This is a genomic window from Cyanobium sp. ULC082 (assembly GCF_977927535.1).
In genome coordinates, this window is the sequence record NZ_OZ376397.1 from 1,584,526 (window position 1) to 1,601,574 (window position 17,049).

Here is a 17,049-nt window from a genome sequence, read left to right on the forward strand (position 1 = left end):
ATCTTACGTCTGGGAGCGAACAGACCTGGCGCGGCAGCGGCGGCTTCCGGTTTCCCCCGTCACCACGCCTGGTGCCACCGACTGATTGGGAATGGCTGACAACTCACCACCGCGGATGCCATCAACCTGGAAGGCCTCCTTGGACGCATCACCCCAGATCAGCTGACGGATGTGCTGCAGCGGATCGCCACGGCCATGGATCTGACCCTGCAGGAGCCGTGGCTGAAAACCTGACCCCTCAACCAACCAATCAGCCCCTCCCTCATACCTCCAGCACTGAAGCGTTTCTGGCCTCTAGCGCTTCCGCCCCCTGGGCGTCGCTCAGCCCATAGGCCGCCGGATGTTCGGATGAAAGGGGCGTCATCTTTCCTGGCAGAGGGGGAGTTGGCACCGCCGCACACCCTTACAAACGCAACCGCCCAGCCGCCGTGATCCTCAGCGAGGCGGACTACGAATCCATCCTCTCCGCCCAGGCATCCCCGGTCGATTCCGGCGCTGCCCTGCGCTGGCTGCGATCTCGCCCTCAAAAGCTTTGGCAGCGCTCGCGGCGTCGAGCTGGATCCGCCCAGCCTTGGCGCTCACCTTCGCTTGACCTGCCCGGTTGATTCACAGGCCACTCAGAGGCCATCACCGCAGCGCTGTTCGGTCGATCGGATTGGCCTTGATCGATCCCTGGAGCTGAGCTCCAAAATGAATCCAAGCGGCTCGCCGGCCCTGACCTCACGGCTCCAACTTTGAATGGCAGGAATTCTGGCAACGGCCATGGCCAGCCACTCGGCTGCGGTGAGCGAGGCGATCCGTCAATGGCTGCAGCATCGGCAGGTGGCGGAACTGCAGCAGGCCTACGCCGATCTGAACCAGCTCCAGGGGGAGGGGGGCGACCTGGAGGAAGCCACAGCGGATGGGGAGGCAATGGGCGCCGAGACGCTGGAGCGCCTCCATGGCTGAACGGGGGAGGCTCAACCAGCAACCCTCTCAACAAACCGTCTGCACCGCAGCATTCCTGGCTGCGGCATGCTTCGGCATCGCCTGCACGCGTCGTTTCAGTCGAGGAGGGGATTGATCACCAGGAGCTCCCCCAGCCTGGATTGGTGGTGAAAGTCTTCACTGAACAGCACGGCGCAGCCGCTGCGGATGGCAGCTTCGGCAATCAGGGCATCAAACCAGCTGAGCTGATGCCGCAACGCCAGCTGATGGGCATCGAGAACCAGATTCAGCTCCGTGCTGACCACTTCAAAGCCAGCCATGGCAGCAAGCAGAGCCGTGATCTCTGCATCGCCCAGGGCAGGCCGGAGTTTGCGGGTCGCCACCGCGCGCAACTCAATCAAAACCTGGGTACTGATGATGATCTCGTTGTCCTCGGCCAGATCGGCCAGCCAGCGGCGGATGCGTTCTCCCTTGACAGGCTCGCGCCTGTCAAGGCGGTACACCCAGAGGTTGGTGTCAACGAACACCCGCATCAGGTGCGTTCGTAAAGAGACTCTCGGCTCCAGGGTTGGGCGCTGATGCCTTGGCTGCTGGCGGCCACCGCTTCAAAACTGGCCAACGCCTCCAGGCGCTGACTGCGGGCATCCACATAGCGGGCCAGGAAATCACGCACCAGGGCATTCACCGAAGTTTTCTCCCTCAAGGCAGCTTCGCGAGCTCGCTGTAGCAGCGCAGCATCGAGAGCGATGGTGAGATTGGCCATGGCCTCAACCTACACGGGTTTCGTGTAGCACGGGCATCGAACACCCCCGAGCTCAGACAGCCAGCACCGCCGCGTTCTTCGCCGCCACCTGCTCCGACCGCTGGACCTCGCTCAGGTGATCGGCGGCCGGATGTTCGGATGAAAGTGGTCCCATCGTTCCTGGAACCGGGTGAGCCAAGCCGACTAAAGTGAATGCATCGATTCAGATGAATGCATGGCCACCTCCGTTCGCCTGGAGCCCGCCCTGGAGGCAAGGCTCGACCGTTTAGCCCTGGAGACTGGCCGGACCAAAGCCTTTTACCTGCGGGAGCTGATCGAGCAAGGCATCGATGATCTGGAAGAGGCCTACCTCGGTGCCACTGCCTTGGAAAGCCACCGCCGGAGCAGCCAGCCAGCCATCCCTCTGGATCAACTCATGAACGACCTTGGCCTGGACGGTTGAGTTCATCCCCGAGGCCGCGCAGCAACTCCGCAAGCTTGATCGCACGGCCGCCGGCCGCATCGCTCGCTATCTCCAGGAAACGGTCTCCAACGGCAGAGATCCTCGCCAACGCGGCCAAGGGCTGACCGCCAATCTTGCTGGCCTCTGGCGTTACCGGGTTGGCGACTATCGAGTGATCTGTCAGATCGAAACGTCCCGTCTGCTGGTGCTGGTGGTGAGGGTCAGTCATCGGGGCGAGGCCTACCGCTGAGGCCAATCACTGCTACTCCTCAGTTATGAATTCAGTCCAGACAGGCCTAAAACCACGTCAGGGCGCGATCTCGATGGCGATACACCCAGAAGTTGGTGTCAACAAACCCCCCTCACACCCACCTCACACCACCAGCACCGCCTCATTCCTCGCCTTCTGCTGCTCCGCCCGCTGGGCGTCGCTGAGTCCATCGGCACCGGGGAGCTGCTCGGCCATCGCCTGCAGCCAGGCCATCAGGGTGTCGAGCTGCTGGGCGGCGGGGAGCACGCTGAGCCCACGGGCCAGCACCTTGGCCGTGCTGCCGGCACCGCCCTGATACACCAGCCGGCCGTGCAGGTGCTGGGGCAGGCCCTGGCGCAGCAGCCGGAAGGCTGGCTCCTCCATGGGGGTTTCGAGCACCAGGTTGGGTTTTTCGGCCCTGAGACGCGAGAAGCCGCAGCGCCTGGCCAGCAGCTTGAGCTCCATCAGCTGCAGCAGGCTGGCCACCGGCGCCGGCAGGGCGCCGTAGCGGTCGATCCAGCCGGCCGCCAGCTCCAGCAGTTCGGCCTTGCCGCCGCAGCCCGCTGCGGCCCGGTAGGCGGCCATCTTCTCGTCGGCTTCGGTGATCCAGTCGGCCGGGATGAAGGCGGTGATCGGCAGGTCGATCTGGGTGTCCTCCACCACCGGGATGTCCTGGCCCTGGATCTCGGCGAGGCTTTCCTGCAGCATCTCCATGTAGAGGTCGAAGCCGATCGTCTCCAGCTGGCCGCTCTGCTCCACCCCCAGCAGGTTGCCCACGCCGCGGATCTCCATGTCGCGCATCGCCAGCTGATAGCCGGAGCCCAGCTGGGCGAACTCCTGGATCGCCCGCAGCCGCTGCCGGGCCGCTTCGCTCAGCGAGGCATCACCGGGATAGAACAGCCAGGCGTGGGCCTGCACACCGCTGCGGCCCACCCGGCCGCGCAACTGATAGAGCTGGGCGAGGCCGAAGCGGTGGGCATCTTCCACCAGGATCGTGTTCACCCGGGGAATATCCAGGCCGCTTTCGATGATCGTGGTGCAGAGCATCACGTCGGCCTCACCGGCGTTGAAGGCCACCATTGCGCTCTCCAGTTCCCCTTCGGCCATCTGGCCGTGGGCCACCAGCAGCTTCAGGCCCGGCAGCATCTCGCGCAGCTGCCCCGCCACCTCCTCGATCCCCTCCACCCGCGGCACCACGTAGAACACCTGGCCGCCGCGGTCGAGTTCCTGGCGGATGGCGCTGCGCACCGCCTCCTCATCACGGGAGGCGAGGTGGGTCTTGATCGGGCGGCGCAGCGGCGGCGGCGTGGTGATCAGGCTCATCTCCCGCACCCCCGAGAGGCTCATGTAGAGCGTGCGCGGAATCGGGGTGGCCGAGAGCGTCAGCACGTCCACGTCTTTTCTGAGCGCCTTGATCTTCTCCTTCTGGTTCACCCCGAAGCGCTGCTCCTCATCCACCACCAGCAGCCCCAGCTGCTGGAAGCGGGTGCCCTTGCCGAGCAGCTGGTGGGTGCCGACCACCACATCCACCTTCCCCGCCACGAGGCCATCGAGGATCGTGCGACGTTCGGCGCTGGTGCGGAAGCGGTTGAGCAGCGCCACCTTGAGCGGATAGGGGGCGAAGCGCTCGCTGAGCGTGCGCCAGTGCTGCTGGGCCAGCACCGTGGTGGGGGCGAGCAGGGCGCACTGCTTGCCGGCCGTGACGGCCTTGAAGATCGCCCGGATCGCCACCTCCGTTTTGCCGAAGCCCACATCACCGCAGACCAGCCGGTCCATCGGCTCGGGCTTCTCCATGTCGCGCTTCACCTCGGCGATCGCCTTCACCTGATCCGGCGTGGGCTCATAGGGGAAGGAATCCTCCAGTTCGCTCTGCCAGGGGCCATCGGGGGGGAAGGCGAACCCCGGCGACTGGTGGCGCTCGGCGTAGAGCCTGACCAGATCGAGCGCCACCTTGCGCACCGTCTTGAGCGCCCGTTCCTTCGCCCTCGCCCAGGCCACACCGCCCATGCGGTTGAGTTCCGGCGGCGTGTCGGTGCTGGCGCGGTAGCGGCCCAGGCTGCCCAGCTGGTCGGCGGCCACCCGCAGCGTGCCGTCGGCGTACTGCACGACCAGGTAGTCGCGGGATTCGCCGCTGATCGCCAGCTTCTCCAGCTTCAGGAAGCGGCCGATGCCGTGGTTGCGGTGCACCACGAAGTCGCCGGGCAGCATCTTGCCGGGGTCCACCGTGCGGCTGGCCGCCTTGCGGCGCCGGCGCACATAGCCGGTGGCGGCCAGGCTGTGCTGGCCGAAGAATTCCCGGTCGGTGAGCAGCACCAGCTTCCAGGCCGGCAGCTGCAGCCCCTCCAGCTCGGCGGTGCCCCTGAGCTTCAGCGCCACCGGCGTGTTCTGCTCCACCAGCCGCTCGATCGCCGGGAAGTCGTGGGGGTTGGGCACGAAGCGGGCGATGCAGTCGTGCTCCTCCAGCAGCGCCACCGCCCGCGACGGCTGGGCCGACACCAGCCAGACCCTGGTGCGCTCCTGCTGGTGGCCTTTCACCAGGGCCGCCAGGCGGCCGAACTGGTTGGGATGGGCGACCGCGGCGCGGCTGGCCAGATCGAAGCTGTTCGGGTGACGGTCGGTTTCGTTCAGCTCGGCCAGATCGAAGCCGGCGAAGGCTTCAGCCGCCTGCAGGGCCTCGATGATCGGCCGGTGCAGGGCAGGCAGATCCAGATCGTCATGCTGGGCTGCGGCGTGCTCGAACCACTGCTGGCCGTGGGCCAGCCCCTGGCGCCGCTCATCAATGGCGATCAGGCTGTGGGGTGGCAGGTAATCGAGCAAGGAGGCCGGCTGCTCCCAGGCCAGCCCCATCAGCCGCCGCATTCCCTCGGGTGTGCCGCCCTCCAGCAACTGCTCGAGCGCCTCCGGGCTGAGCAGGCCTTCGAGCTCAGCCGGCATCGTCTGCCGCAGGGCCTCGGCCACCAGGGGGCCGTAGCCGGTGGGGGTGAGCCGCACCGCCTCGATCGGATCCAGCGAGCGCTGGGTGGCCGGGTCGAACTCGCGCAGCTTCTCGAGCGTGTCGCCGAAGAACTCCAGCCGCACCGGCAGCTCGGCGCTCACCGGGAAAAGATCGACGATGTCGCCGCGACGGCTCCAGCTGCCCTCCTGCTCGATCGTGGGCACCCGCTCGTAGCCCAGGCCCGCCAGGGTGGCGGCGAGCTGCTCAAGGTCGACCAGCTGACCCTTGCGCAGGCTCAGGCAGCGGGCGGCCAGGGCGGCCGGCGGCGGCAGATGGGGCTGCAGGGCCCGCTCGGTGGCCACGATCGCCCCCCGCCAACCCCCATCCACCAGCTCGCTGAGCACCTGCAGCTGACCCCAGGTGATCTCACTGGTGGGATCGAAGGGCTCATAGGGGGACCCCTCGCTGGTGGGGTAGAGGGCAGCGCTGGGCCAGCCCATCAGCTCAAGCAGGGCGCTCCAGCGTCCCGCCTCCTCCAGGGTGGGCACCACCACCAGCAGGGGCGCCCCGGCCAGCCGGGCCAGGGCGCTGGCGATCAGAGCCCGACCAGCCCGGCCGGCGCCGCTCAGGCGCAGCCGCTCGGGCCTGCGGCTGCGTTCAAGCACCTCACCGGTGAGGGGCACCTGCTCCAGCTGGCGCACCAGGGCGGTGAGGGGCATCAGGGCGGAGCGGGCACGGACTTCGATCCTGCCAGCTCCCCGTCAGCATGGAGGCACTACCTTCTGCGTCCGGAGTCCCTGGCCCGCCCTCACCGCCCTCAACCTCCCCAGCGTCGCCGCCGCCGCCGCGATGGCCGCCTGGCGAGCCTGCTGATCGGTGTCGGCCTGGCCGGGACCGCCGTCTGGGCCTGGTCGCCGCCGCCACAGACGCTGCCAACCCTGGCAGCGCTGGACGCTCTGCCGTTCCAGCTTCAGGAGCTGTGGCTGTCGAGGGCGCCGGCACCGCCCAGACCCGGCGATGTGGTGGTGGCTTCCGCCGATCTGGCGCCCTTGCTGAACTCGCTCAGGCTGGCGGATCAGAGCTGGCGGCCCCGGGCCATTCCGCTGCCTGGCGGCGGCTTTCGCTACCTCTACAAACGCCGCGCCGATGACCCGCTGCTCACCGTTGAGCAGATCAAGCAGCGGCTGCTCAACCCGCCGGAGTTCCGGTCGGAGCGCCTGGCGATCACCACCTTGATCCCCGCCCTGGAGCGGGTGGGGGTACGCATCGTGCTGGGTCCACCGATCAAGCGGGGGGCGGCGGCCGAATGGGACCCGGCCGCCCGCACGATCCGGATTCAGCCGGGAGTGGTGAGCAACGGCAGCGTCGAATTCGCCCGGGTGCTCAACCACGAGGCGATCCACGTGGCCCAGAGCTGCCGCCGCGGTGGCCCGGCCGCCCAGCCGCAGCTGCTCGGGCTCTCCAACCAGCTCGATGTCCAGAGCCAGCGGCACCTGGGGGATCCGGTCTATGCCAGCGCCTCCCCGCTGGAGCGGGCCCTGGAGCGGGAGGCCTACGCCAACCAGCACCGCCTGGAGCTGGGCATCGCCCTGCTGGGCAAGGAGTGCCGCCAGCGGCGCTGATCACCGCTCAAGGCGGCGGCGGTGGCGGCGGCTCGCCGATCATCACGCCCTCCAGCAGCATGTTGAAGTGCAGCAACTGCTGGTCGCTGAGCTGCTGGCGGCTGGTGTGGGAGAAGTGCCGCTCCAGGAACTCCCTGCCCTGGGCCGCCCCCCAGCCCAGCTGGCCCAGCAGCTGATCACACTGAGCCAGCAGTTCCGGCCGCCGCAGCGGCGGACGCGCCTGGGCGGGATCACTGCCCGGCTCCAGCTGCAGCAGGGCCTGGCGGTAGCTGAGCAGGTCGGCGTAGCGCACCAGCCGACCGCGGCTGGGATGGCCGAACACCCGCTCCAGGTAGATGGCCTCCTGCTCCCGCCCCCAGCGCAGCCGTCTGAGCTGGAGATCCACCTCGGCGAGCTCGTCACTCCAGTCCTCGGGATCAGCCGGGGGTCCTCCGGGCTGGGGCCCTCCGGGCGGGGCGGCTCAGGGCTGGCCGGGCTGGAGCCGGGTGGCTCCGGGCTGGGCGGCTCGGCAGAGAGGAGAGCGGCGGGGGCGGGGCGGGAACAGGCTGGGGCACCGGTTCGGGGACGGGGCGACACGGACCGGTGCTGCGGCGGTGGTGGTGGCGGTGGTGGCGGCGGTGGCGGAGCTGGTGGCGGAGCTGACGGTGGAGCTGGTGGCGGCCGGCAGGCGGCCCCGCAGGCGCTCGATCGCCCGATCCTCCGCCTGCTCGGCGTTGCCGCCCTCCCCCAGGGCGCTGCCGAGGCACGCCCCCTGCTGCCAGGCGCTCACCAGCACCACCCGCTGACCCGGTTCGGCATGGACCAGTTGGGACTGCAGCTGCATCGGCTCAGAACCGTGTTGGGCGTTTTCTACAGTGATGGGCTCAGAGCACCGCTGCACGCCCATGGAAGCGGAGTCGATCGAATCCCTGACGCCGCTGTTGCAGGGAGCGGATCAGTGGAGCGAGCTGCTCCTGCTCCTGCCCTTGCTCGTGGCCCTGGAGGCCGTGCTTTCCGCCGATAACGCCATTGCCCTGGCGGCGATCTCGCGGCGCCTGCAGGACCCGATCCGCCAGCGGCAGGCCCTCAACCTTGGGTTGCTGCTGGCCCTGGTCTTCCGGATGGGACTGATCGTGGCGGCCCGCTGGGTGCTGGATTTCTGGCCGCTGCAGCTGGCCGCCTCGGCCTACCTGCTCTGGCTGGCCGGCTCCCATCTGCTCGGGCGGGGCCAGGGGATCCGCCCGGCGGCGGGGGCGAGGAGGGGATCACCGCTCCCCATCCGGTGGGGCTGCGGGGCGTCGTGCTCACCCTCGCCGTCACCGATCTGGCCTTCTCGCTCGACAGCGTCGCCGCCGCCGTGGCCGTCACCGACCGCCTCTGGCTGGTGATGCTGGGCGGCGTGATCGGCGTGATCGCCCTCAGGCTCACCGCTGAGTTGTTCATCCGCTGGTTGGCCCAGTACCGGCACCTCGAGAAGGCCGGCTACCTGGCGGTGGGACTGGTGGGGCTGCGGCTGCTGCTGCGGCTGGCACTGCCCGGTATCGAACTGCCGGATTGGGCCTTGCTGCTCCTGGTTGGCTCCCTCTTTCTCTGGGGCTTCTCGCAGCGAAACGGCGACCAGCCCGGGGAGGTGAACCCCTGAGCCCCCTGCGCGTCGAGCTTCGCCAGGCCGGCACCGACCGGTTGCTGGAGCATGTGGAACTGGCCGATCTGGGCGATGTGCCCCAGCCGGGGCGGTGGTTCCAGATCGGCGAGCGCAGCTTCCTGGTGCTGCAGCGCCACCACCGCTACCAGCTGCGCAACGGGCGCTATCAGCTCGCCACGGTGGCCCTGCAGGTGAAGCTGGAGCGTCAGCCGAGCGATGCCCGCTGGTGGAACCAGCACTGGGTGATCGGTGATCCCAGCTGCCGCTTCAATGCCCGGACGCCGCTGCTGCGCTGCGCCGTGCTGCCGGAAGGCCCCTGCGAGCGCTGCGCCCACTACGCCCCGATCGGCTCGCCCTGCCCCGCCTGATCGGCCGCCTCGAAGGGTTCGAGCTGGAGGGTGCAATGGGGAATGCCCAGCGCCGCCATCCGTTGCTTGGCCTGGTGCAGCAGCTCCATGTCGTCGATCACACCCAGCTCGCGGTGCAGATGGGCGGTGAGAGCGTTCTGGGAGGTGCTCATCGCCCAGACATGGAGGTGGTGCACACCCCGCACCGCCGGGATCTCCAGCAGGGCGAGCCGAACCGCCGCCAGCTCGATGCCCGGTGGGACGCCGTCGAGGGCCACGCCCAGCGATTCACGCAGCAGGGACCAGCCACTCCAGGCCACCGCCAGGCCCACGGCGATCGCCGTGGCCGCATCCAGCACCGACCAGCCGGTCAGCCCGACCAGCACGGCGCTGACCATCACCGCCGCCGAGACGGCCGCATCGGTGAGCAGGTGCACCACCGCCGCGCGGCGATTCAGATCGTGGCTGTGGTCGTTTCCGAACAGCCGTGCCGAGAGCAGGTTCACGACGATGCCGGCCGCCGCCGCCCAGGCCACCGGCCCACTGACCACGTCGACCGGATCGAACAACCGCTGCAGCCCCTCCACCACCACCACCGCCGCCGCCATCAGGATCAGCACCGCATTGATCAGGGAGGCCAGCTGGGTGCTGCGGCCCAGGCCATAGGTGAAGCGCGGGCTGGCGGGTCGCTTGCTGAGCCGCTCCGCCCCCCAGCCCAGCAGCAGCCCCGCCACATCGCCGAGGTTGTGGACGGCGTCGCCGATCAGGGCCAGGGAGCCGAAGCTGAAGCCGATCACCAGCTGCAGGGCGGAGAGGGCGCTGTTGAGCAGCACGCTCCAGCGGAACGCCGCCGCGGACCCGGGGCGGTGCTGATGCTGCTGGCGATGGGGGCGGCGCTGGATCTGCACCGCCGGGTGGGGCGCCTCTGGACTGCTGTGATCGTGGGCCATGGGGGGAGTCGGGGTGGGTCAGGCCAGCGCCTGCCTGAGGGCGACAAGGGCGAAAACAAGGAAGAGGGCTCCGCTCAGCCGGAACAGGACCCGTTCCTCGATCCGCTGGCCGATCCACTTGCCGGCACCCACCGCCAGGCCGGTGACCAGGGCGTGGCCGGCCAGGGTGCCGGCCAGCAGGCCGGTGAAGGTGAAGGCGGGGGCGGTGGCCAGAGCGATGGTGGCGAACTGGGTGCGATCCCCCAGTTCGGCCAGGAACACCAGCACGAAACTCTCGCGGATCACCGCCCGGCTGCCGCGTGCCTGCTGGCGTTCATCGGCCCTGGCCACCAGCTCTTCGGCGTCGCGGGCTTCCTGGGCGGCGGCGCCGGCACCCATCGCCTGGGCATCGAGCAGCAGCTTGATCCCGAAACCACCGAACAGCAGGGCGGCCAGCCAGGGCACCACCGCTTCCGGCAGCAGCTGCCGCAGACCGAAGCCCATCGCCAGCGAGAGCAGGGTGACCGCGGCGAGGGCGGCGAACGCTCCCACAAACACCCAGCGCCCCCGGTGACGCGCCGCCAGGATCATCGCCATGAAGAAGGTCTTGTCGCCCAGCTCCGCCAGGGTGATGGCGGTGAGGCTGGAGCCGAAGGCGGCGAAGGTGGGGTCGCTGGCCATCAGATGCGGGGAACTGAGGGGAGCCTGACCCACAACGGCGCCTGCCGCTGTTCAGCCGCTGCTGCCGTTGGCGCCGAAGTGCTCAGAACGGTTCAGCGGTTGAGACGAATCCAACGCCACCGTAATAGTCGAGGATCGGCTTGAGCCCCAGCTGCAGCGCCTCCAGCACAGCCGGCTCACAGAAAACGATCACGTGGGCGTTGGCGCCGAAGCCACTGAACTCCATCGACTCCGAGACCATGCCGTGGGGGCCGCGGCCGGTGACGTGCCGCATCACGGTGTAGCCGGGCGCCCGGGCGGCATCGATCAGCGGCAGCACCCGCTCCAGTTCCCGCTCGCTGATGATCAGATCAAGGCGTTGCATCGGCGTTCAGGCAGCGGGGATCACGAGGCGGAGCATGGCCATGTAGAGGGGGATGCCAACGATGATGTTGAAGGGGAAGGTGACTCCCAGCGCCGTGGAGATGTAAAAGCTGGGGTTGGCCTCCGGCACCGTCATCCGCATCGCCGCCGGAACAGCGATGTAGGAGGCACTGGCGCAGAGCACCATGAACAGCAGGGCATCACCCTGGGGCAGTCCCAGCAGCCTGGAGAGGCCCAGCCCGACGGCGGCGTTGAACAGGGGCATCAACAGGGCGAAGCCGATCAGGAACGCCCCCGCCCGGCGCAGGTCGCTGAGGCGCTGGGCCGCCACGATGCCCATGTCCAGCAGGAAGAAGCTGAGGGCGCCGTAGAAGAGCTTGCCGGTGAACGGCTCCATCTTCTCCAGACCCTGGGGGCTGAAGGCGGCCACCAGCAGACCGATCACGAGGCTGCCGATCAGCAGCAGCACCGAACTGTTCAGGAAAGCCTCGTGCAGCAGGGCGCCCCAGCGGATCGACGGCCCGCCGCTCGGCTCGGGGCGCTGCTGGGCTCCGGCCAGCTTCACCAGCAGCAGCCCGACGATGATCGCCGGTGATTCCATCAGGGCGAGGGCCGCCACCATGAAGCCGTCGTGGGGCGTTGCGGTGACATCGAGGAAGCTTTCGGCCGTGATGAAGGTGACGGCGCTGATCGAGCCGTAGGTGGCGGCGATCGCCGCCGCATTGAAGACATCCAGCCGCCGCCTGAGCACCACGAAGCTGTAGAGCGGCACCAGCACCGACATCGCCATGGCGGCCAGCACCGTGACCAGCACCTGGAAGCCGAGGCCGCTGTGCTGCAGCTCCACGCCACCCCGGAAGCCGATCGCCAGCAGCAGGTAGAGGGAGAACAGCTTGGGCAGCGGGGCCGGGATCTCCAGGTCGGAGCGCACCAGCACCGCGATCACACCCAGGGCAAAGAACAGAACCGGTGGGGAGAGCAGGTTCTGCAGCACCAGGCTGGTCTCCATCGGCGCCTGGATCAAGGGGGTATGGCCACTTCGACCTTACAGAGCGAAGCAACGCCCACCAGCCTCAGCCGTTGAGGCCGTCAGCCGTTGACGCCGTCAGCCCTTGACGGCAGAGCCGGTGGCACTGGGCAGGATGTAGCGCTGCAACAGCACGAACAGGAGCAGCACCGGCAGGATCGAGACCACCGCGCCGGCCGACACCATCCGCCAGTCGAGCGAGAAGCTGCTGGCCAGTTGCTGCAATCCGAGCGGCAGGGTGTAGAGGCTGGGATCATCGAGAATGATCAGCGGCCAGAGGAAATCACTCCAGGTGCCGATGAACACGAACATCGCCAGGGTGATCAGATCAGCCCGCGCCGCCGGAATCATCACGTTCCACCATTCCCCCAGCCGGCTGCAGCCGTCGATGCGGGCCGCCTCCTCCAGCTCCACCGGCACACCGGTGAAACTCTGACGCAACAGGAAGATGCCGAAGGCCGTGGCGGCCTGGGGAATGATCAGGGCCCAGAGGGTGTTGCGCAGGCCGATCTGCACCATCAGCAGGTAGAGCGGGATCATCACCACCTGGAAGGGAATCAGGATGGTGGCGATCACCAGGGCCAGCACCAGGCCGCGACCGGCGAAGCGCATCCGGGCCAGGGGATAGGCCGCCAGGGAACAGAACAGCAGGTTGGCCACCACCGCCAGCAGGCTCACCACGGTGCTGTTGAACAGATACAGGCCGATCGGGTGATCGGCGAACAATCGCCGGTAGGCATCGAGGCTGGGCTGGCTGGGCAGCAGGGCCGGCGGTGTCGTGAAGATGTCTTCGGCCGGGCCCTTCAACGAGGTGCTCACCAGCCAGAACAGCGGCACCAGCACCAGCAGGGCGAGCAGCAGCAGCAGGGCGAGCTGCAGACCGGGCCGAAGGGCGGCGCCGAACCGCAGCCGCCGGGTGGCGGAGGTCAACGGCGGGGGCGGCTCTGGCGAGCGGCTGGCTGGCTGCGGGGTGAACCGCTGCGGGAGACGTTGCGCCGGGGGCCCTTGCCGCGGCCGCCGCTGAGATCCAGGGGCGGGGCCGAGTGGATGGTGGGCTCGAAGCCCGGCACCGGCTGACGGGGCAGGGGATTGCCGATCACCCGCTCGATCGCCCGCAGCAGCTCGTGCTCCTCGGCGGCCACCAGGGAAAGGGCATGGCCGCTCTGGCCGGCCCGGCCGGTGCGGCCGATGCGATGCACATAATCCTCGGCGACATTGGGCAGATCCAGGTTCACCACATGGGGAAGCTGCTCGATATCAAGGCCGCGGGCGGCCAGATCGGTGGCCACCAGCACCCGCATCTCACCGCTCTTGAAGCCGGCCAGGGCCCGGGTGCGCGCCCCCTGGCTCTTGTTGCCGTGAATGGCCATGGCGGTGATGCCCTCCTGGCTGAGCCGATCGGCGAGGCGGTTGGCGCCGTGCTTGGTGCGGGAGAACACCAGCACCTGCTGCCAGTTATTGGTGCGGATCAGGTGGCTGAGCAGGTCGCCTTTGCGGGCCATGTCACAGGGATGCATCACCTGCTCCACCAGGGGCGCCGCCCGATTTTCCGGGGTGGCCTGCAGCTGCACCGGGTTATGCAGCAATCCCTGGGCCAGCTTGCGGATCGAGGGGTTGAAGGTGGCGGAGAACAGCAGGTTCTGGCGTTTCGGCGGCAGCAGGGCGAGGATTTTCTGGATGTCGCGGATGAAGCCCATGTCGAGCATGCGATCGGCCTCATCGAGCACGAGGATCTCGAGCCGATCAAAGCGGATCGCGTTCTGCTGATAGAGGTCCATCAGGCGGCCGGGGGTGGCCACCAGCACGTCGGCGCCACGGCGCAGCCGCTGCATCTGGGGGTTGATCTTCACCCCGCCGAACACCACATCGCTGCGCAGATCAAGGAAGCGGCCGTAAACCTGCACGCTCTCCGCCACCTGGGCGGCCAGCTCCCGGGTGGGGGTGAGCACCAGGGAGCGCACCTGGTTGTTGCGGGCGTGGGGACCGTGCTGGAGCCGCTCCAGCATCGGCAGGGTGAAGCCGGCTGTCTTGCCGGTGCCGGTCTGGGCGGCGGCCATCACATCGTGGCCCCCCAGCACCGCCGGAATCGACTGCAGCTGGATCGGTGAAGGCTGGGTGTACCCCTTCAGGGCGATCGCCCGAAGCAGCGGTTCACAGAGCCCGAGGCTGGAGAAATCACTGGAGTGCGACGATCCGATGGCCCCGGTGCTGGGGTGCTCCTGTCCCGGAGCGGGGTGGGTCAGAAGGGTGATCGGAGCAATCCGCAAATTTTCTTCAGCTTAGGGGGGGCTTCAGGGGCCTGGTTCCGATCACCCGAAAGGTGAGATTGAGGCGCTCCTGGAGCACCCGGCGGCGGCGGGGCAGCTGATGCAGCCAATGGCGCTGGGTGGGCGGCTCCATGATCAGCAGATCGCCGTGGCCCAGTTCCAGGCTGAAGGCAGCGGTGCCGTTGACGGCGGGATGCCGGGGCCGGAGGCGGAAGCTGCGGCTGGCGCCCAGGCTGAGCGAGGCGATCGGCCGGTCCGGATCCAGCTCCGGCTCGTCATCGGCATGCCAGCCGAGCCTGTCGTTGCCGTTGCGGTAGCGGTTGAGCAGCAGGGAGTTGAACGGGCAGCCGGCCTCGGCCTCCACCTGCTCCCTCAACGCCTGCAGCCGGGGAGTCCAGGCTTCGATGGCGTTGCGGACACCGCTGTAGGTGTAATGGCAGCCGGGATCACCCATCCAGCAGGTGAGCCGCGGAATCGGATGGGTGCGGCCGAACAGGGTGATCTGCTCCTGCTTCCAGGGCACCTCCTGCAACAGAGCGCTCAGGTGGTGATCGGCTTCAGCCAGCCAGCCAGGCCGATGGCGCACCACCAGACCATCGGCGCGCACGACGTGCTCGACCTCGCCTGATGGCACGGGCTCGGGGGCGAGCAGATCAAGCTGCCGGCTCATGGGAAGGGAAAGACCATTCCGTTCAGCATCTCCCCCACAGCGCAATCCCCGGCGACGCTTGCTGCGAACAACCAAGTCGCGTCAGGGTGTCGATGCGGCTGTGTCGGCGGGCCTGCACCGCCATCAGCACAGCGCCTCCAGCGCCGTGGCCAGTGGCATCACCTCGGTGCGCTCATTCAGGCGGTAACCGCGCTCAGCTGGGGTGATCACCAGCAGATCCAGCTCGGCGCCGCCATGGGTGGCCCAGAACCAGGCGCCTTCGGGCCGCCAGCCGGCAAGCAACTGCTCAATCACAAACCCCTCCCAGGAGGCGCCCAGCCTGGGGTGGCACAGCAAAGCGTCGTGGTCCTGGACACGATCTCCACGCGCCCGGCCAGCGACTCCGACGACTGGCGCAGCAGCACCCCAGAAGCCGAACCGAGGATCAGGAAACGAGCTGGCGTCCCCGGGCGATCAGCGAGCACCCGCAGCAGCGGGAAAAGCTCGGGGCGGCGCTGCACTTCATCGATCACCACCGTGCCGCGCAGATCCCCGAGGGCCGTGAGGGGCTCCTCCAGCCGCGCCAGGCTGATCGGGTCCTCGAGATCGAACCAGTTGGCGCTGCCGAGATCAACCAGCTGGCGGGCCAGGGTGGTCTTGCCGCACTGGCACGGGCCGAGCAGGGCCACCACCGGCGCCCGGGCCAGGGCAACCTGCAGCGCGGCAAGCAGGGCAGCGCGGAAGCATGACACCAGCCTGGGCTCTTGCCTTGAAAATCATGCAGTAGACGCACGATTTTCAAGGGTGTTTGAGGGTGTGCGTAGCCGACTCCGATCCACGCACTGCAGGGACTTTCGAAGCGGCAGTCCCCACTCACTGGTGACACCGATGGGCTGGAAGCCATTGGCGAACAGGCTGGCGTTGCGCAGCTTGAGCTGTTTGGATCAGCCTCCAAAGGCCGCTTTGATCCGGCCAGCAGTGATCTGGACTTCATCGTGCTCATGACGGAACAGGAGAAGTCTGGCTATGCCAGACGTTTCGCTCACCGCTGGCTGAAGCACAACTGGCTGGCGGATCGGCCAAGCCAGCTTCCAGGAGCTGCGGGCTTAAAATCGGTCGATGCCGCCAGTCATCAAAGCCCCCATCACGCCGCCACCAGCCAACACGATGGGTCCGCAATCGGAGCTGGGGCGGAGAGCCAGGGCTGTTCTGGATGGGGCGCGCTATGGCCTGTCGTTCGCGATCGGTCGCTATCTGGCCAGCGCACCCGAGCCGCTCGATCCCGCCTTCACCTGGGGGTTTCTCACCGGCCGGCCGCCCGCCTGGCAGCGGATCCTGATCGAGGGCTATCCGTTCCGTTTTCAGCGCCGCTGGATCCTGGCGAAGGCCTTCGCCGGCAGCCACGCCGCCGGCATCGAGGAGCACTACGACGTCTCCAACGCCTTCTACAGGCTGTTCCTCGATCGCGAGCTGATGCTCTACACCTGCGCCGACTTCGAAAGCGACAGCGACACGCTCGAAACAGCCCAGCGCCGCAAGGCCGATGATCTGCTCGCTCTGATCCGGCCGGCCGCCGGGGAGAGGATCCTCGATCTCGGCTGCGGCTGGGGCGGCATGATGCGCCATCTCCACGCCGCCACCGGCGAGCAAGGCGGGCTGCGGGGCATGACCCTCTCCAGGGAACAGGCTCGCCATGTCGGCGAAACTCTCGGCTACGACGTCGTCCTGGACGACTTCATCACGGCGTCCTTCCAGCCGGATTCCTACGACAGGATCTATGGCATCGGTTCGATCGAGCATGTCCGGCCGGCGGAACTGCAGCCGCTGCTGCAACGGCTGCACCGGGCCCTGGCCCCGGACGGCCGCCTGGTGCTGCAGTTCTTCGCCCTCAACAGCGACCCCCTGCCGACCAGCCAGATCACCGGCCAGCTGTTCTTCCCGGGCTCGGCCCTCTCTCTCTATTCCGAATTCCTGCTGGCGGCAGGCAACGCCGGCTTCGAGATCGTCCACGATTCCAGCCGCGACTACCGGCCCACCCTGCGGGCCTGGTTCGAGCGGCTGGTCGAGAATCGGGAGGAGGCCATCAGCCTGGCCGGCCTGGAAACCTACAACCGCTATCTGGTTTTCTTCGCGGTGTCCTGGGCCTTCTTCGACCAGAACCAGGCGACGCTGCACCGGCTGGCGCTGGAGAAAACGCCAGCCACCAGATCGATCAACGCCTGA

The 17,049-nt window shown here is 68.1% G+C and carries 23 protein-coding genes and 1 pseudogene; 9 read left to right on the plus strand and 15 right to left on the minus strand.

Translation table 11 applies throughout. The features are described from left to right. Nucleotides 1-3: 3 nt before the first annotated feature. The gene (locus ACXMDY_RS08355; protein WP_259701041.1) at nucleotides 4-246 is read right to left on the minus strand and encodes a hypothetical protein; all 243 of its coding nucleotides are present in this window, start codon (nucleotides 244-246) and stop codon (nucleotides 4-6) included. A 516-nt stretch (nucleotides 247-762) separates the two neighbouring features. Here ACXMDY_RS08355 and ACXMDY_RS08360 point away from each other — a divergent pair. Further along, nucleotides 763-948, plus strand: coding sequence for a hypothetical protein (locus ACXMDY_RS08360; protein WP_259701042.1), 186 nt, complete (start codon nucleotides 763-765; stop codon nucleotides 946-948). 95 nt (nucleotides 949-1,043) lie between these two features. Here the strand turns inward: ACXMDY_RS08360 and ACXMDY_RS08365 are convergent, their stop codons facing one another. Beyond that, entirely contained in the window at nucleotides 1,044-1,460 is a 417-nt protein-coding gene (locus ACXMDY_RS08365) for a PIN domain-containing protein (RefSeq protein ID WP_259701043.1), read from the minus strand. After that, on the minus strand, nucleotides 1,460-1,690 hold the full coding sequence (locus ACXMDY_RS08370; RefSeq protein ID WP_259701044.1) for a hypothetical protein: 231 nt from the start codon (nucleotides 1,688-1,690) through the stop codon (nucleotides 1,460-1,462). The genes ACXMDY_RS08365 and ACXMDY_RS08370 overlap by 1 nt, the downstream gene beginning before the upstream one ends. 214 nt (nucleotides 1,691-1,904) lie before the next feature. Here ACXMDY_RS08370 and relB point away from each other — a divergent pair, with 214 nt between their 5' ends. After that, nucleotides 1,905-2,132, plus strand: coding sequence for a type II toxin-antitoxin system RelB family antitoxin (gene relB / locus ACXMDY_RS08375; protein WP_259701045.1), 228 nt, complete (start codon nucleotides 1,905-1,907; stop codon nucleotides 2,130-2,132). Then, nucleotides 2,116-2,382, plus strand: a complete 267-nt coding sequence (locus ACXMDY_RS08380) for a type II toxin-antitoxin system RelE family toxin (protein WP_259701046.1) — start codon at nucleotides 2,116-2,118, stop codon at nucleotides 2,380-2,382. Before relB ends, ACXMDY_RS08380 begins: the two co-directional genes overlap by 17 nt. A 123-nt stretch (nucleotides 2,383-2,505) precedes the next feature. On the opposite strand, the gene mfd is transcribed toward ACXMDY_RS08380, so the two are convergent. Beyond that, entirely contained in the window at nucleotides 2,506-6,036 is a 3,531-nt protein-coding gene (gene mfd, locus ACXMDY_RS08385) for a transcription-repair coupling factor (protein ID WP_259701047.1), read from the minus strand. Nucleotides 6,037-6,342: 306 nt separating this feature from the next. On the opposite strand from mfd, the gene ACXMDY_RS08390 reads away from it, so the two are divergent. Continuing rightward, complete coding sequence (locus ACXMDY_RS08390) at nucleotides 6,343-6,939, plus strand: hypothetical protein (protein ID WP_259701048.1); 597 nt, start codon at nucleotides 6,343-6,345, stop codon at nucleotides 6,937-6,939. 7 nt (nucleotides 6,940-6,946) lie between these two features. Here ACXMDY_RS08390 and ACXMDY_RS08395 read toward each other — a convergent pair whose 3' ends face one another. Both ACXMDY_RS08395 and ACXMDY_RS08400 read right to left on the minus strand, forming a co-directional pair. After that, nucleotides 6,947-7,324, minus strand: coding sequence for a hypothetical protein (locus ACXMDY_RS08395; RefSeq protein WP_457767555.1), 378 nt, complete (start codon nucleotides 7,322-7,324; stop codon nucleotides 6,947-6,949). 75 nt (nucleotides 7,325-7,399) lie between these two features. Beyond that, nucleotides 7,400-7,762: a hypothetical protein gene (locus ACXMDY_RS08400; protein WP_457767556.1), complete on the minus strand. Its 363-nt coding sequence runs from the start codon at nucleotides 7,760-7,762 to the stop codon at nucleotides 7,400-7,402. A 61-nt stretch (nucleotides 7,763-7,823) separates the two neighbouring features. Between ACXMDY_RS08400 and ACXMDY_RS08405 the strand changes: the two genes are divergently transcribed. From ACXMDY_RS08405 to ACXMDY_RS08415, 3 genes are read left to right on the plus strand one after another with little or no spacing between them, the layout of a single operon-like run. After that, the gene (locus ACXMDY_RS08405; protein WP_457767557.1) at nucleotides 7,824-8,306 is read left to right on the plus strand and encodes a TerC family protein; all 483 of its coding nucleotides are present in this window, start codon (nucleotides 7,824-7,826) and stop codon (nucleotides 8,304-8,306) included. Beyond that, a complete protein-coding gene (locus ACXMDY_RS08410; protein WP_457767558.1) occupies nucleotides 8,219-8,560 on the plus strand; it encodes a DUF475 domain-containing protein in 342 nt (113 codons plus the stop codon). The genes ACXMDY_RS08405 and ACXMDY_RS08410 overlap by 88 nt, the downstream gene beginning before the upstream one ends. A 5-nt stretch (nucleotides 8,561-8,565) precedes the next feature. Continuing rightward, a complete protein-coding gene (locus tag ACXMDY_RS08415) occupies nucleotides 8,566-8,931 on the plus strand; it encodes a DUF6464 family protein (protein WP_259701117.1) in 366 nt (121 codons plus the stop codon). On the opposite strand, the gene ACXMDY_RS08420 is transcribed toward ACXMDY_RS08415, so the two are convergent. The 9 genes from ACXMDY_RS08420 to ACXMDY_RS08460 all read right to left on the minus strand — a co-directional run bounded on the left by ACXMDY_RS08420 (nucleotide 8,898) and on the right by ACXMDY_RS08460 (nucleotide 15,578). After that, entirely contained in the window at nucleotides 8,898-9,860 is a 963-nt protein-coding gene (locus tag ACXMDY_RS08420; protein ID WP_259701051.1) for a cation diffusion facilitator family transporter, read from the minus strand. The two genes, ACXMDY_RS08415 and ACXMDY_RS08420, sit on opposite strands and share 34 nt — an antisense overlap. Nucleotides 9,861-9,878: 18 nt before the next feature. Beyond that, nucleotides 9,879-10,520: a TMEM165/GDT1 family protein gene (locus tag ACXMDY_RS08425; RefSeq protein ID WP_259701052.1), complete on the minus strand. Its 642-nt coding sequence runs from the start codon at nucleotides 10,518-10,520 to the stop codon at nucleotides 9,879-9,881. An 82-nt stretch (nucleotides 10,521-10,602) separates the two neighbouring features. Then, nucleotides 10,603-10,884: a P-II family nitrogen regulator gene (locus tag ACXMDY_RS08430; protein WP_259701053.1), complete on the minus strand. Its 282-nt coding sequence runs from the start codon at nucleotides 10,882-10,884 to the stop codon at nucleotides 10,603-10,605. A gap of 6 nt (nucleotides 10,885-10,890) precedes the next feature. Continuing rightward, nucleotides 10,891-11,892, minus strand: a complete 1,002-nt coding sequence (locus ACXMDY_RS08435) for a sodium-dependent bicarbonate transport family permease (RefSeq protein WP_259701054.1) — start codon at nucleotides 11,890-11,892, stop codon at nucleotides 10,891-10,893. A 96-nt stretch (nucleotides 11,893-11,988) separates the two neighbouring features. Then, complete coding sequence (locus tag ACXMDY_RS08440; RefSeq protein ID WP_259701055.1) at nucleotides 11,989-12,840, minus strand: carbohydrate ABC transporter permease; 852 nt, start codon at nucleotides 12,838-12,840, stop codon at nucleotides 11,989-11,991. Further along, nucleotides 12,837-14,045, minus strand: coding sequence for a DEAD/DEAH box helicase (locus ACXMDY_RS08445; protein ID WP_259701118.1), 1,209 nt, complete (start codon nucleotides 14,043-14,045; stop codon nucleotides 12,837-12,839). Before ACXMDY_RS08445 ends, ACXMDY_RS08440 begins: the two co-directional genes overlap by 4 nt. Before the next feature lie 139 nt (nucleotides 14,046-14,184). Next, nucleotides 14,185-14,847, minus strand: a complete 663-nt coding sequence (locus tag ACXMDY_RS08450; RefSeq protein ID WP_259701056.1) for an alpha-ketoglutarate-dependent dioxygenase AlkB family protein — start codon at nucleotides 14,845-14,847, stop codon at nucleotides 14,185-14,187. 123 nt (nucleotides 14,848-14,970) lie between these two features. Then, nucleotides 14,971-15,141: a hypothetical protein gene (locus ACXMDY_RS08455; protein WP_259701057.1), complete on the minus strand. Its 171-nt coding sequence runs from the start codon at nucleotides 15,139-15,141 to the stop codon at nucleotides 14,971-14,973. Continuing rightward, the gene (locus ACXMDY_RS08460; protein ID WP_259701058.1) at nucleotides 15,138-15,578 is read right to left on the minus strand and encodes an AAA family ATPase; all 441 of its coding nucleotides are present in this window, start codon (nucleotides 15,576-15,578) and stop codon (nucleotides 15,138-15,140) included. Before ACXMDY_RS08460 ends, ACXMDY_RS08455 begins: the two co-directional genes overlap by 4 nt. A 150-nt stretch (nucleotides 15,579-15,728) precedes the next feature. Here ACXMDY_RS08460 and ACXMDY_RS08465 point away from each other — a divergent pair. Together ACXMDY_RS08465 and ACXMDY_RS08470 are read left to right on the plus strand one after the other, a co-directional pair. After that, nucleotides 15,729-15,833 (plus strand): annotated as a pseudogene (locus ACXMDY_RS08465) (nucleotidyltransferase domain-containing protein); the annotation flags it as partial. 160 nt (nucleotides 15,834-15,993) lie between these two features. Next, a complete protein-coding gene (locus tag ACXMDY_RS08470) occupies nucleotides 15,994-17,049 on the plus strand; it encodes a class I SAM-dependent methyltransferase (RefSeq protein ID WP_259701059.1) in 1,056 nt (351 codons plus the stop codon).

Bases quoted from the DNA above. Each gene is read 5' to 3' on its own strand.
- ACXMDY_RS08365 (WP_259701043.1), bottom strand. From the start codon at position 1,460: ATGCGGGTGTTCGTTGACACCAACCTCTGGGTGTACCGCCTTGACAGG.
- ACXMDY_RS08405 (WP_457767557.1), top strand. From the start codon at position 7,824: ATGGAAGCGGAGTCGATCGAATCCCTGACGCCGCTGTTGCAGGGAGCG.
- ACXMDY_RS08435 (WP_259701054.1), bottom strand. From the start codon at position 11,892: ATGGAGACCAGCCTGGTGCTGCAGAACCTGCTCTCCCCACCGGTTCTG.
- ACXMDY_RS08360 (WP_259701042.1), top strand. From the start codon at position 763: ATGGCCAGCCACTCGGCTGCGGTGAGCGAGGCGATCCGTCAATGGCTG.
- ACXMDY_RS08370 (WP_259701044.1), bottom strand. From the start codon at position 1,690: ATGGCCAATCTCACCATCGCTCTCGATGCTGCGCTGCTACAGCGAGCT.
- ACXMDY_RS08425 (WP_259701052.1), bottom strand. From the start codon at position 10,520: ATGGCCAGCGACCCCACCTTCGCCGCCTTCGGCTCCAGCCTCACCGCC.
- ACXMDY_RS08420 (WP_259701051.1), bottom strand. From the start codon at position 9,860: ATGGCCCACGATCACAGCAGTCCAGAGGCGCCCCACCCGGCGGTGCAG.
- ACXMDY_RS08400 (WP_457767556.1), bottom strand. From the start codon at position 7,762: ATGCAGCTGCAGTCCCAACTGGTCCATGCCGAACCGGGTCAGCGGGTG.
- ACXMDY_RS08470 (WP_259701059.1), top strand. From the start codon at position 15,994: ATGGGTCCGCAATCGGAGCTGGGGCGGAGAGCCAGGGCTGTTCTGGAT.
- relB (WP_259701045.1), top strand. From the start codon at position 1,905: ATGGCCACCTCCGTTCGCCTGGAGCCCGCCCTGGAGGCAAGGCTCGAC.
- ACXMDY_RS08430 (WP_259701053.1), bottom strand. From the start codon at position 10,884: ATGCAACGCCTTGATCTGATCATCAGCGAGCGGGAACTGGAGCGGGTG.
- mfd (WP_259701047.1), bottom strand. From the start codon at position 6,036: ATGCCCCTCACCGCCCTGGTGCGCCAGCTGGAGCAGGTGCCCCTCACC.
- ACXMDY_RS08450 (WP_259701056.1), bottom strand. From the start codon at position 14,847: ATGAGCCGGCAGCTTGATCTGCTCGCCCCCGAGCCCGTGCCATCAGGC.